The 14622-nt window shown below is 47.5% G+C and carries 11 protein-coding genes; 5 read left to right on the top strand and 6 right to left on the bottom strand.

Annotated elements, in window-relative coordinates; translation table 11 throughout:
* Positions 1–101: 101 nt before the first annotated feature.
* Both hdeD and gadE read left to right on the top strand, forming a co-directional pair.
* Complete coding sequence (gene hdeD / locus RTW80_RS15160) at positions 102–674, top strand: acid-resistance protein HdeD (protein WP_000965672.1); 573 nt, start codon at positions 102–104, stop codon at positions 672–674.
* Positions 675–1472: 798 nt separating this feature from the next.
* Positions 1473–2000, top strand: coding sequence for an acid resistance transcriptional activator GadE (gadE, locus tag RTW80_RS15165; RefSeq protein WP_000576690.1), 528 nt, complete (start codon positions 1473–1475; stop codon positions 1998–2000).
* Here the strand turns inward: gadE and RTW80_RS15170 are convergent, their stop codons facing one another.
* Positions 2001–2279 (bottom strand): hypothetical protein, encoded by a 279-nt coding sequence (locus tag RTW80_RS15170; RefSeq protein ID WP_001205329.1) that lies wholly within the window; start codon positions 2277–2279, stop codon positions 2001–2003.
* A 107-nt stretch (positions 2280–2386) separates the two neighbouring features.
* Between RTW80_RS15170 and mdtE the strand changes: the two genes are divergently transcribed.
* Both mdtE and mdtF read left to right on the top strand, forming a co-directional pair.
* Positions 2387–3496, top strand: coding sequence for a multidrug transporter subunit MdtE (mdtE, locus tag RTW80_RS15175; RefSeq protein ID WP_001340474.1), 1110 nt, complete (start codon positions 2387–2389; stop codon positions 3494–3496).
* Positions 3497–3520: 24 nt separating this feature from the next.
* Entirely contained in the window at positions 3521–6634 is a 3114-nt protein-coding gene (gene mdtF / locus RTW80_RS15180; RefSeq protein WP_000024872.1) for a multidrug efflux pump RND permease MdtF, read from the top strand.
* 362 nt (positions 6635–6996) lie between these two features.
* Here mdtF and gadW read toward each other — a convergent pair whose 3' ends face one another.
* The 4 genes from gadW to ccp all read right to left on the bottom strand — a co-directional run bounded on the left by gadW (position 6997) and on the right by ccp (position 12295).
* A complete protein-coding gene (gene gadW / locus RTW80_RS15185; protein WP_000149999.1) occupies positions 6997–7725 on the bottom strand; it encodes an acid resistance transcriptional activator GadW in 729 nt (242 codons plus the stop codon).
* Positions 7726–8092: 367 nt separating this feature from the next.
* Positions 8093–8917, bottom strand: a complete 825-nt coding sequence (gene gadX / locus RTW80_RS15190; RefSeq protein ID WP_001191059.1) for an acid resistance transcriptional activator GadX — start codon at positions 8915–8917, stop codon at positions 8093–8095.
* Between the two features lie 369 nt (positions 8918–9286).
* Positions 9287–10687, bottom strand: a complete 1401-nt coding sequence (locus RTW80_RS15195) for a glutamate decarboxylase (protein WP_000372240.1) — start codon at positions 10685–10687, stop codon at positions 9287–9289.
* Between the two features lie 210 nt (positions 10688–10897).
* Positions 10898–12295: a cytochrome c peroxidase gene (ccp, locus tag RTW80_RS15200; RefSeq protein ID WP_000784825.1), complete on the bottom strand. Its 1398-nt coding sequence runs from the start codon at positions 12293–12295 to the stop codon at positions 10898–10900.
* A 404-nt stretch (positions 12296–12699) separates the two neighbouring features.
* On the opposite strand from ccp, the gene RTW80_RS15205 reads away from it, so the two are divergent.
* A complete protein-coding gene (locus RTW80_RS15205; protein ID WP_000934218.1) occupies positions 12700–14349 on the top strand; it encodes an alpha,alpha-trehalase in 1650 nt (549 codons plus the stop codon).
* Positions 14350–14399: 50 nt separating this feature from the next.
* Here the strand turns inward: RTW80_RS15205 and RTW80_RS15210 are convergent.
* Positions 14400–14622: response regulator transcription factor (locus tag RTW80_RS15210; protein ID WP_239818778.1), on the bottom strand; the 223-nt coding region annotated here is incomplete at its 5' end.

Genomic DNA, 14622 nt, shown 5'->3' on the forward strand with positions numbered 1-14622 from the left:
TGCAATTAGGAAATTTTTATTAAATCGACTGCATTCTTAGACGCGTTTTTGGCATAGATTGATAGCAGGGGATTTTCTTCTTAATTTTATAGGGTGGTTCTATGTTATATATAGATAAGGCAACAATTTTGAAGTTTGATCTGGAGATGCTTAAAAAACATCGCAGAGCAATCCAGTTTATTGCCGTGCTGCTGTTTATCGTCGGGTTGCTGTGTATCAGTTTCCCGTTCGTCTCTGGCGATATTTTAAGCACAGTAGTGGGTGCATTATTAATCTGCTCGGGTATTGCGCTTATTGTCGGGTTATTCAGCAACCGCAGTCATAATTTCTGGCCGGTATTATCCGGTTTCCTCGTCGCAGTCGCCTATTTATTGATCGGCTATTTCTTCATCCGCGCACCGGAGCTGGGCATTTTTGCCATTGCGGCATTTATTGCCGGTTTGTTCTGTGTTGCAGGGGTTATTCGCCTGATGAGTTGGTATCGTCAGCGTTCAATGAAAGGCAGCTGGCTACAGCTCGTTATTGGTGTGCTGGATATCGTCATTGCCTGGATATTCCTTGGTGCAACGCCGATGGTGTCTGTAACGCTGGTTTCCACACTGGTGGGAATTGAACTGATATTTAGCGCCGCCAGCCTGTTCAGCTTCGCCAGTTTGTTCGTTAAGCAGCAATAATTACCCCGGTTGTCACCCGGATCATAGTCACTTTATGTGACTATGATCCGATTAATACTCTCTCCGCTACGCAGTGTTGTAGATCAATTGCGCACTATCATTGAAATAATAACCTGCTAGTGATTATTTCAACCTACTGAATTTCATCTAATTTTTTTCACTCCATGGCAAATTAGCCATTTCAAACATTATCATGGCTGATATTTTCCGTAGTCAGGTTTAATGTTTTAAAAGTGCTGTGGGAAAGTGAACAAAGAGTTCCGTAAGCGTTGATGCTATGGGCGGTTAAATAAGTAATCCGGGTTCATTTTTTTGCAACTGGCGTTGATTACATTGCATAAATATCCGTGTCTCCAGACGCTATATAAAAACCTGAAGACATGAATGCGTTATTTACTCAGGTAATTTCAATGCGTTAAAAGAAAGCTGGCAATCCAATTGCCAGCTTAAGTCGAAACAAGGAGACTCGATATTTAAATCGGATTACATTTTAACTTTAGTAATATTCTTCAGAGATCACAAACTGGTTATTGATAACTTATTCTTGGGCAGTAATCCGCAAACGTTAACTTTTTGTTTGCTATTTACAAGCTGATAACAACCAGGAATCTTACTTAGGATCAATATATGGAGTGCGTGATGGATAAATCTGAAGTATTGATTAGTGTTAATAGACGTATTAGTTCACGAAGGGTAAAGTTCTTATAGGCGTTTACTATATTGAACAACGATTCGGACAAGGATGTAAATAATGAAAAGGATGACATATTCGAAACGATAACGGCTAAGGAGCAAGTTATGATTTTTCTCATGACGAAAGATTCTTTTCTTTTACAGGGCTTTTGGCAGTTGAAAGATAATCACGAAATGATAAAAATCAATTCCCTGTCAGAGATCAAAAAAGTAGGCAATAAACCCTTCAAGGTTATCATTGATACCTATCACAATCATATCCTTGATGAAGAAGCGATTAAATTTCTGGAGAAATTAGATGCCGAGAGAATTATTGTTTTGGCACCTTATCACATCAGTAAACTAAAAGCTAAAGCGCCTATTTATTTTGTTAGCCGCAAAGAAAGTATCAAAAATCTTCTTGAGATTACTTATGGTAAACACTTGCCCCATAAGAATTCACAATTATGTTTTTCACATAATCAGTTCAAAATTATGCAACTGATTCTGAAAAATAAAAATGAAAGCAATATCACGTCGACGCTCAATATTTCGCAACAAACATTAAAGATTCAGAAATTCAACATTATGTACAAGCTGAAACTAAGACGTATGAGCGACATCGTCACCCTGGGTATCACATCTTATTTTTAGTCAGGACATAAGCAACTGAAATTGATGGCTGGCATGACGAGGGATGCAGATGCTGATTTCATTACCCCCGGTGATTACTAAAGGAGAGGCTAAAACGACTTTATTCCCCTGGTATGTGTATCCACCAGTAGAACCCTTCGTTGCCCGAATGCTGGCAGGAACTGTTGGCAGAACGGCAACATTTTTTTTGTCGTTGACCTCACCATGTCGATCACTGTGCCTGTATCCCACCTTACTGGCTGACAACCCCACTATGCCGCTGGTCTGTAAATCCCTCATATCTCTCCTCGCGCGCAATTTAAAGAACCGTTATTTCTCAAGAATTTTCAGGGACTAAAATGAACAGAAGAAGAAAGCTGTTAATACCGTTGTTATTCTGCGGCGCGATGCTCACCGCCTGCGATGACAAATCGGCGGAAAACGCCGCCGCCATGACGCCTGAGGTCGGTGTCGTCACACTCTCCCCCGGTTCGGTCAATGTGTTGAGCGAATTGCCCGGTAGAACCGTTCCTTATGAAGTTGCCGAGATACGTCCCCAGGTGGGCGGTATTATCATTAAACGCAACTTTATCGAAGGCGATAAAGTGAACCAGGGCGATTCGCTGTATCAGATTGATCCTGCACCTTTACAGGCCGAGCTAAACTCCGCCAAAGGCTCGCTGGCGAAAGCGCTCTCTACCGCCAGCAATGCCCGCATCACCTTTAACCGCCAGGCATCGTTGCTGAAGACCAACTACGTTAGCCGTCAGGATTACGACACCGCGCGCACCCAGTTGAATGAAGCAGAAGCCAATGTCACCGTCGCCAAAGCGGCTGTTGAACAGGCGACGATCAATCTGCAATACGCGAATGTCACCTCGCCGATTACGGGCGTCAGCGGGAAATCGTCGGTGACCGTCGGCGCACTCGTTACCGCTAATCAGGCAGATTCGCTGGTTACCGTACAACGTCTGGACCCGATTTATGTCGATCTCACGCAGTCGGTGCAAGATTTCTTACGCATGAAAGAAGAGGTCGCCAGTGGGCAAATCAAACAGGTTCAGGGCAGTACGCCAGTACAGCTCAATCTGGAAAATGGTAAACGCTACAGCCAGACCGGCACGCTGAAATTCTCCGACCCGACAGTGGATGAAACCACGGGCTCCGTGACGTTACGGGCGATTTTCCCCAACCCAAATGGTGACTTGCTGCCTGGCATGTACGTCACGGCATTAGTGGATGAAGGTAGCCGCCAGAATGTATTACTGGTGCCGCAGGAAGGCGTCACCCACAACGCCCAGGGTAAAGCAACGGCGCTCATTCTGGATAAAGACGATGTCGTGCAGCTACGCGAAATTGAAGCCAGCAAAGCCATCGGCGACCAGTGGGTCGTCACCTCTGGCTTGCAGGCTGGCGATCGGGTGATCGTTTCCGGTTTGCAACGCATTCGTCCGGGTATCAAAGCACGAGCAATTTCCTCCAGCCAGGAAAACGCCAGCACCGAATCGAAACAATAACGTTGCAGGCTTAAGGGGACTTTCATGGCTAACTATTTTATTGATCGCCCGGTTTTTGCCTGGGTACTTGCCATTATTATGATGCTTGCAGGTGGTCTGGCGATCATGAACTTACCGGTTGCGCAGTATCCGCAGATTGCGCCACCGACCATTACCGTCAGCGCTACCTATCCAGGTGCCGATGCGCAAACGGTAGAAGACTCGGTCACTCAGGTGATTGAGCAAAATATGAATGGGCTTGATGGCCTGATGTACATGTCTTCAACCAGTGATGCGGCGGGCAATGCCTCTATCACTCTGACCTTCGAGACTGGGACATCTCCTGATATCGCACAGGTTCAAGTGCAAAATAAACTGCAACTCGCTATGCCTTCATTACCTGAAGCAGTGCAGCAGCAGGGGATTAGCGTCGATAAGTCGAGCAGTAATATCCTGATGGTAGCGGCGTTTATTTCTGATAACGGCAGCCTCAACCAGTACGATATCGCGGACTATGTAGCGTCTAATATCAAAGACCCGCTAAGCCGTACCGCGGGCGTTGGTAGCGTACAACTCTTTGGTTCCGAGTATGCCATGCGTATCTGGCTGGACCCGCAAAAACTCAATAAATATAACCTGGTACCTTCCGATGTTATTTCCCAGATTAAGGTGCAAAACAACCAGATTTCCGGTGGTCAACTGGGTGGCATGCCACAGGCGGCAGACCAGCAGCTAAACGCCTCGATCATTGTGCAGACGCGTCTGCAAACGCCGGAAGAATTTGGCAAAATCCTGTTGAAAGTTCAGCAAGATGGTTCGCAAGTGCTGCTGCGTGATGTCGCTCGCGTCGAACTTGGGGCGGAAGATTATTCCACCGTGGCGCGCTATAACGGCAAACCTGCTGCCGGGATCGCCATCAAACTGGCTGCCGGAGCAAACGCCCTGGATACCTCGCGGGCAGTCAAAGAGGAACTGAACCGCTTATCAGCCTATTTCCCGGCAAGTCTGAAGACGGTTTATCCTTACGACACCACGCCGTTTATCGAAATTTCTATTCAGGAAGTTTTCAAAACACTGGTTGAGGCTATCATCCTAGTCTTCCTGGTCATGTATCTGTTTTTGCAGAATTTCCGTGCCACAATCATCCCGACGATTGCCGTACCGGTGGTTATTCTCGGGACGTTTGCGATCTTGTCGGCGGTCGGTTTCACCATCAACACGTTGACTATGTTCGGGATGGTGCTGGCGATAGGGTTACTGGTGGATGACGCCATCGTGGTGGTGGAGAACGTCGAGCGTGTCATTGCGGAAGATAAGCTACCGCCGAAGGAAGCGACGCATAAATCGATGGGGCAGATCCAACGTGCGCTGGTCGGTATTGCCGTTGTTCTTTCCGCAGTGTTTATGCCGATGGCCTTTATGAGCGGTGCAACCGGGGAGATCTACCGCCAGTTCTCCATCACGCTGATCTCCTCCATGCTGCTTTCAGTATTTGTGGCAATGAGCCTGACCCCTGCCCTGTGCGCCACCATTCTGAAAGCCGCGCCGGAAGGCGGTCACAAACCTAACGCCCTGTTCGCACGCTTCAACACGCTGTTTGAAAAATCAACTCAACACTATACCGATAGCACCCGCTCGCTGTTGCGTTGTACCGGTCGCTACATGGTGGTCTACCTGCTGATTTGCGCCGGGATGGCGGTGCTGTTCCTGCGCACGCCGACCTCTTTCTTACCAGAAGAGGATCAGGGGGTATTTATGACCACCGCGCAGTTACCTTCCGGTGCCACCATGGTTAACACCACGAAAGTGCTGCAACAGGTGACGGATTATTATCTGACTAAAGAGAAAGATAATGTCCAGTCGGTGTTTACCGTTGGCGGCTTTGGCTTCAGCGGTCAGGGGCAAAACAACGGCCTGGCGTTTATCAGTCTCAAGCCGTGGTCTGAACGTGTCGGTGAGGAAAACTCGGTTACCGCGATCATTCAGCGGGCAATGATTGCGTTAAGCAGTATCAATAAAGCCGTCGTCTTCCCGTTCAACTTACCCGCGGTGGCTGAACTGGGTACCGCGTCAGGTTTTGATATGGAACTGCTGGACAACGGTAACCTGGGGCACGAAAAACTAACCCAGGCGCGAAACGAGCTGTTATCACTGGCAGCGCAATCACCGAATCAGGTCACCGGGGTACGCCCGAACGGCCTGGAAGATACGCCGATGTTCAAAGTGAACGTCAACGCTGCGAAAGCTGAAGCGATGGGCGTGGCGCTGTCTGATATCAACCAGACAATTTCCACCGCCTTCGGCAGCAGCTACGTGAACGACTTCCTCAACCAGGGGCGGGTGAAAAAAGTGTATGTCCAGGCAGGCACGCCGTTCCGTATGTTGCCGGATAACATCAACCAATGGTATGTACGCAACGCCTCTGGCACGATGGCACCGCTTTCTGCCTACTCGTCTACCGAATGGACCTATGGTTCACCGCGACTGGAACGCTACAACGGCATCCCGTCAATGGAGATTTTAGGTGAAGCGGCGGCCGGGAAAAGTACCGGTGACGCCATGAAATTTATGGCAGACCTGGTCGCTAAACTTCCGGCAGGCGTCGGCTACTCATGGACCGGACTATCGTATCAGGAAGCGTTATCCTCAAATCAGGCTCCTGCGCTGTATGCGATTTCACTGGTCGTGGTGTTCCTCGCCCTCGCCGCACTCTATGAGAGCTGGTCAATTCCGTTCTCGGTGATGTTGGTTGTTCCGTTAGGCGTCGTTGGCGCATTACTGGCCACCGATCTGCGCGGCTTAAGTAATGACGTCTACTTCCAGGTTGGTTTGCTGACCACCATCGGGCTTTCCGCCAAAAACGCCATCCTGATTGTCGAATTTGCCGTTGAGATGATGCAGAAAGAAGGGAAAACGCCGATAGAGGCAATCATCGAAGCGGCGCGGATGCGTTTACGCCCAATCCTGATGACCTCTCTGGCCTTTATTCTCGGCGTGCTGCCGCTGGTTATCAGTCATGGTGCCGGTTCTGGCGCGCAAAACGCGGTAGGTACCGGCGTGATGGGCGGGATGTTTGCCGCAACAGTGCTGGCAATTTACTTCGTTCCGGTCTTTTTCGTTGTAGTGGAACATCTCTTTGCCCGCTTTAAAAAAGCGTAACGTGTAAATGAGAGTAAGGTTGAACGTGAAGGTTCAGCCTTACTCTTTCCTGCTAACCATTCACCACTCAACAACCAGCTAACCGTCAGGAATACCAGGCTTAGTACACAGCACTGAAAGTAGAAACCACTCCAGCCATTCGTCATCAATTTGAACAACACAATACTGACCCACATTCCCGTAATCGTATGAATTGTCAGCTTAATAATCCCAAACATGCCGAGTCTTTTCCTCCTGAAAATACCGATACCGCCTGGCAAACTGCGAAAGAGAACTAGCCGGTAGCCCGGCAGAAATCATCAGGGAAGAGTTTCACATGAAGCAGGTGTGAGATCCTGACCAATATTCAAATGCGAAATATGTCAGGAAAAGGTACCTGGCGAATGTTGCGCAAACTGATGTGGCGTTACACCATAATATTGTCGAAATGTGTTTATAAAGTACGATGTACTGCTATAGCCACATTTTTCCGCAATAGTATGCAGAGGAATTTGACGTAACTCGAGTAATCGTCTGGCCATCGACATCCTGGAGGCGAGTAATATTTTACTGAAACAGGTATTTTCATCCTGCAACTTTTTTTTGATTAGACTCTCGCTGGTATACATTCTTTCCGCGATATCGCGCAGATACCAACGTTTGGCGATATCAAAGCTAATAAGGCGTTCAACTTTTCCTGAAACAGTGCTGATGCTATTGAAAAGTAAGGGGATCAGTTCTTTCTTATGAGAAAACATCGATAAACAGGAAAGGTAGAGCATATTGCTCAGTATCGGTGAATTTACCCCGGATTCATTGAAGCTATCAAAAATCGCCGTCACCAGCGGCATGGGGGGTGACTGGTTAATTAACAAACGGTCTTTGCTGTGTAACCCTAAATTGCGTGGTAGCTGACGAATATTTTGTAAGTAATGGCAAACTGTCAGCTCATCGATATCCAGTCGTCGCGTATCCGGTGAACAAAACGCAAAATCGTCTGCCAAATTTTTCTCCAGCAGCAGAATACTCTCGTTATGCAGCGATATTTTTTGCTGTTCATGATAAATATCGAATGAACGACGAATGAGGATCACCGAGCAGACATGAGTCATGATTATCCCTTATATTTCATACTGCGATTATTTCAATTTCAGTATACTAATGAAATGATGCCAGACTGTTTCTTAGCGCAAAAACTGCCAGATTTGGTAGGACCAAAATTTATCCACAAAGTAGTTTTGCATAACAGTTAATTGATAATAAGTAAATGCAGCACGAATATATTTTCGCACAGCGTATAGCTTATGTTTATAAAAAAATGGCTGATCTTATTTCCAGTAAAAGTTATATTTAACTTACTGAGAGCACAAAGTTTCCCGTGCCAACAGGGAGTGTTATAACGGTTTATTAGTCTGGAGACGGCAGACTATCCTCTTCCCGGTCCCCTATGCCGGGTTTTTTTTATGTCTGAGTAAAACTCTATAATCTTATTCCTTCCGCAGAACGGTCAGTGCCGTAAAAATTCCCTTGCGCAACAATACTTGCCGCCGAGTCACGGTTCGACAATCTCTGCGCCGATCGCTCCTGATACTCTGTGGGCGTCATCCCATAATAATTTCGAAAGACGTAAATGAAATACGACACGCTGTGATATCCACAGGATACTGCAACTCGCTTAATTGAAAAACCATGTATAACAATAAGTTGCAAAGCACGTTGCATTCTACACTCAGTAAGCAACTGTGAATATGATGTCTCTTCTTCGCGCAATTTTTTCTTTAACAGACTTGGACTCATCAACAGCTCGCTGGCGATTCGGGCTAGTGTCCACTCATGGGCGATATTATTATTGATAACCGTACAAACTCGTGTTCGCATGTTCGGTTGTAAAACGTTCAGAAGCAGCGGTATAAAGTGCTCATCCTCAAGAAAAACAGATAACAACGCAAAGATTAATGCTCTTTTACGTAGCATTTCTGCATAGCGAAGATTCTTATTCTGCGATAGTTGCGCAACTTCCTGAAAAACAGGAATATCTCTACTACAGTGATGAACGAGTAATGAAGAAACTTTTTTATGTGCATGAAGATTTAATGCCTCCTCCTTGAGCATCGGGAGAAATAATGAAAGCGTGTCCCTTGACACGAATACAAAATTTTCAACACACTTATCTACTCGAATTTGGCTTGCATCCGCAAAAACCAGGTCACCGCCATTAAAATAGCGATATTCACCATTAACCATGGTGAGAATATATTTATGTCTTGCATACGCAATTAGACAATTCCCATGTAGTGATTGCATAGTTGACTTAATATTACATAAACATATTACTGTTTATTAATGTAGCACGCCGCCCTCTTAAGTCAAATTGATTGATAAATAAATTTAAACGAAGCGGGAGAACAGGATGATAATGTGTGATGTTCTACGGGCAGGATGACTGGATTTATAATACAAAAACGTGTTTAAGAACGCAGGGAAATTAATAGTAAGCAAATAATCCCTTTTCGTGACATTAAAGGTAATCGCTACATTTAATAAACATTCATATAACATATATCTTATCAACACGATGAATAGACAGCCAATATATTATTGCGATTAATAAGCAACCGAATGCCCAGCTGTTTTTTTAAAGGCTGGGCATTCGGTTTTTACAACGTTATGTTATCAGGTGTGTTTAAAGCTGTTCTGCTGGGCAATACCCTGCAGTTTCGGGTGATCGCTGAGATATTTCAGGGAGGCTTTGTAGTCTTCCAGCAACAGTTCAGCAAAGTCCATTTCGAAGCCGCGACGACACATAATGCGCATCACCACGATGTCGGTGGCTTCACCGCCGAGAGTGAAGGCCGGAACCTGCCAGCCGCGCAGACGCAGACGTTCAGAGAGGTCGTACAGGGTGTATCCCGGATCTTCACCATCTTTCAGTTTGAAGCAAACCGCCGGGATGCCTTCGTCCGGGCGACCCGTACAGATGAACTCATACGGCCCCAGTTTGGCGATTTCATCCGCCAGATAAGCGGCAACCTGGTAAGAGGCGTTCTGTACTTTGGTATAGCCTTCACGACCGAGGCGCAGGAATTCATAGTACTGTGCAATTACCTGACCCGCCGGGCGGGAGAAGTTGATGGCAAAAGTACCAATTTGACCACCCAGGTAGTCAACGTTGAACACCAGTTCCTGCGGCAGCGCTTCTTCGTCACGCCAGATAACCCAGCCGCAGCCCAGCGGAGCCAGACCGAATTTATGGCCTGAAGCACTGATCGATTTCACACGCGGCAGGCGGAAGTCCCAGACGATATCCGGGGCGACGAACGGTGCCAGGAAGCCACCGCTGGCAGCGTCGATGTGCATGTCGATGTCGATACCGGTGTCGGCCTGGAATTTATCCAGCGCATCGTGCAGCGGTTGTGGGAACTCATAGTTACCGGTGTAGGTCACGCCGAAAGTCGGCACCACGCCGATGGTGTTTTCGTCACAGGCTTCAATCATGCGTTTCGGGTCCATAAACAACTGACCGGGGCGCATAGGGATCTCACGCAGCTCCACATCCCAGTAGCGGGCGAATTTATGCCAGCAGATTTGTACCGGACCGCACACCAGGTTTGGTTTATCCGTTGGTTTGCCTGCAGCTTCCATACGCTTGCGCCAACGCCATTTCATCGCCATCCCGCCGAGCATACAGGCCTCGGAAGAACCAATGGTGTTGGTGCCAACGGCCTGACCATTTTTCGGCGCAGGCGCATGCCACAGATCGGCAACCATATTTACGCAACGCAGGTCGATGGCTGCGGATTGCGGATATTCTTCTTTGTCGATCCAGTTTTTATTGATCGACAAATCCATCAATTTATGGACGTTTTCGTCGTCCCAGGTCTGGCAGAAAGTGGCCAGGTTCTGACGAGCGTTGCCATCAAGATATAATTCATCATTGATAATCTGGAATGCGACATCATCGCGCATTTCGTGCAGCGGAAATCGTTTTGACTCCGCGATAGTAGAAATGGCCTTTGCGCCAAAACGTGAATCGAGTAGTTCTGAGCGGAAATCCGTTAACAGCTTCTGGTCCATTTCGAACTCCTTAAATTTATTTGAAGGCAATAAAAAAGTAGGATTTATCCGCAATGGAAGCAAGGCATTACAGGCTTAATTTAAATAACAAAATCCTAAGCAGAAAAACGACTTTTTATAATATAAACATTTAACATGATAATATTAAAAACAGACTTTATTATCGTAATAAAAATCGCCCAAACATTCCTGTTCGGGCGATCAAATTAATTATTGTTTATCCTGCATATACGGCGTGTACACCCCGTTCAGACTGTGCAGGAAAGCTACGATATCATCCACATCCTCCTGCGGCAGCTCTTTGCCTACCTGATAGCGCAGCATCAGTTTCACCGCCCCGTCCAGCGTCGGCACGTCACCGCGATGGAAGTACGGTGCCGTTAAAGCAACGTTACGTAAACCGGGTACTTTCTGACGCAATTTATCACGCTCTTCTTTAGTCACATTCATACGACCAATATCCGCCGCCGTAATTTCCCCAAAGTTAAAGTCTTTTTTCAGCCCCAACGGTTCAAAGGAACGTCCACCGAGAATAATACCACCATGACAAGTTGCACATTTATTATCTTTAAATAATTGATAGCCTTTTTTCTGTTGCGCCGTCAGCGCATTTTCATCTCCACGCAACCATTTATCAAATGGGGAATCCGGCGTAATTAATGTTTTCTCAAATTCAGCAATGGCATCAGTAATATTTTCGCCACTGAAACCTTGCGGATAGACGCCGAGGAACTGCGCTTTAAGCTGCGGATCTTTTTCCAGCTTAGCAATAATTTCGTCCCAGGATTTCGACGCCATTTCAATCGGGTTCAACGGCGGTCCACCAGCCTGATCCTGCAATGTTGCCGCACGACCATCCCAGAACTGCTCAACGTTAAATACTGAGTTAAATACCGTCGGCGCGTTAATCGGCCCAACTGCGCCACCAACACCAATCGATGTTTTTCTGCCATCGACGCCCCCCGCATTCAACGCATGGCAATGAGCGCATGAAATGGTGCTATCAGCCGATAAACGGGGATCGTGATACAGCGCAAAGCCCAACGCCACTTTTTGCGCATCGGTAGGCAGTTTTTGCGGGATGGGCTGCACCGGTTCATTGCGATGCTCCGGAGCAGTATCATTGCTGGCGTAATATTCCGCGCGCTGTTTTGCAATCCAGGCCAGTATTTCCGCCCGCTCTTCATCACTCACCTTACCCGCCCAGTGTAGCGCGGTATAACGCGTTGGTGGCATAGTTTCATACTGCATCACCCATTCAATCTTATTCAGATCGCTTTGCGAAACGGGTTTATCAGCCAGCAGTGCCGCACGCACGGCCTCGAGGTTAAAAGATTTATATCCAAGCTTAATGTCGTAATCCATCAACTGTTTCGCGCCAGGAATATAATAATAGGCGGGTAATTCTGCCGAAGGCGTGTGGCAATAGTCGCATCCTTTTTCGCGGAGAAAGCCTAAAACCTTATTATTTTCACTGACAGCAGATGCCTGAACATCGGCCTGTTTACTGCGTTTATTATCGTGGTACCACACATAACCAGATAACCCTAAATAGCAAATCGCGACGCCAGCCAGGCCGATCGCGGTAATACGTGAGACCATTTTCATTATTCTTCCCTCACGGTGGTGAGTTATTGTGACCCAGAAAATTTTCCAGAATGCTGCAAACGTCTCTGCGAGACAAAGCCATCATAAAAAACAGTGAGATACGCTTTTTGATAGGAATCAATCAATTACATGAATATAAACTATCAATAAGATAGCCTGTGCCTATTACCCAGATCAGGAATGGCATATCATGATTGCGGCGAGAGCAGGATTGAATGTTCTGAAAATGAAAAACAACACGAAATCCGTATTTTTATAAATTCCATGGATATTAGTGCGTTATATTTTTTGACAGGTTAATAAACGTGATCCACCGCACGCTTTGTCGCCCACCAGGCGGAGCGAATGACTACCCTTAAAGAAAAGCCCGATAATTAGCGACGAATTTCGGAGGTTGGATCCTTATGCTCAATCAGAAAATTCAAAACCCTAATCCAGACGAACTGATGATCGAAGTCGATCTCTGCTATGAGCTGGACCCGTATGAATTAAAACTGGATGAGATGATCGAGGCAGAACCGGAACCCGAGATGATTGAAGGGCTGCCCGCCTCTGATGCGCTGACGCCTGCCGATCGCTATCTCGAACTGTTCGAGCATGTTCAGTCGGCGAAAATTTTCCCCGACAGTAAAACCTTTCCCGACTGCGCACCCAAAATGGACCCGCTGGATATTTTAATCCGCTACCGTAAAGTGCGCCGTCATCGTGATTTTGACTTGCGCAAGTTTGTTGAAAATCACTTCTGGCTGCCGGAGGTCTACTCCAGCGAGTATGTATCGGACCCGCAAAATTCCCTGAAAGAGCATATCGACCAGCTGTGGCCGGTGCTAACCCGCGAACCACAGGATCACATTCCGTGGTCTTCTCTACTGGCGCTGCCGCAGTCATATATTGTCCCGGGCGGCCGTTTTAGCGAAACCTACTATTGGGACTCCTATTTCACCATGCTGGGGCTGGCGGAAAGTGGTCGGGAAGATTTGCTGAAATGCATGGCCGATAACTTCGCCTGGATGATCGAAAACTATGGTCACATCCCCAACGGCAACCGCACCTATTATTTGAGCCGATCGCAACCACCGGTTTTTGCGCTGATGGTGGAGTTGTTTGAAGAAGATGGTGTACGCGGTGCGCGCCGCTATCTCGACCACCTTAAAATGGAATATGCCTTCTGGATGGACGGTGCAGAATCGTTGATCCCTAATCAGGCCTATCGCCATGTTGTGCGGATGCCGGACGGATCGCTGCTCAACCGTTATTGGGACGATCGCGACACGCCGCGTGACGAATCCTGGCTTGAGGACGTTGAAACCGCGAAACATTCTGGTCGCCCGCCCAACGAGGTGTACCGCGATTTACGCGCGGGAGCGGCCTCAGGTTGGGATTACTCTTCCCGTTGGCTGCGTGATACTGGTCGTCTGGCGAGCATTCGTACCACCCAGTTCATCCCCATCGATCTGAATGCCTTCCTGTTTAAACTGGAGAGCGCCATCGCCAACATCTCGGCGCTGAAAGGCGAGAAAGAGACAGAAGCGCTGTTCCGCCAGAAGGCCAGTGCCCGTCGCGATGCGGTAAACCGTTACCTCTGGGATGATGAAAACGGCATCTACCGCGATTACGACTGGCGACGCGAACAACTGGCGCTGTTTTCCGCTGCCGCCATTGTGCCGCTCTATGTCGGCATGGCGAACCATGAACAGGCCGATCGTCTGGCAAACGCCGTACGCAGCCGGTTACTGACACCTGGCGGGATTCTGGCAAGCGAGTACGAAACCGGTGAACAGTGGGATAAACCCAATGGCTGGGCACCGTTACAATGGATGGCAATTCAGGGATTTAAAATGTATGGCGATGACCTTCTGGGTGATGAAATCGCGCGCAGCTGGCTGAAAACGGTGAATCAGTTCTATCTGGAACAGCACAAAATGATCGAGAAATACCATATTGCCGATGGTGTTCCCCGCGAAGGCGGCGGTGGCGAGTATCCGTTGCAGGATGGGTTTGGCTGGACTAACGGTGTGGTACGCCGTTTAATTGGTTTGTACGGCGAACCATAATATTTTTACAGCCAGCCGCTAACTTCCTGCTGGCTGTAAAATTATCCTCTTCAGGAGGAGATATTTAACATCATTGCCGTCTGGGTGCGATTTTTCACTTCCAGACGGCGATACAGGGATTCCAGATGCGCTTTTACCGTTCCGGTACTGATATTCAGCGCTCTGCCGATCTCCTTATTTGATTCGCCCGCCGCTAACAGGTGATGCTGCCAACTTACTGATTTAGTGTATGATGGTGTTTTTGAGGTGCTCCAGTGGCTTCTGTTTCTATCA

It is taken from the genome of Escherichia sp. AM3 (genome assembly GCF_032029835.1).
GTDB lineage: Bacteria > Pseudomonadota > Gammaproteobacteria > Enterobacterales > Enterobacteriaceae > Escherichia > Escherichia coli.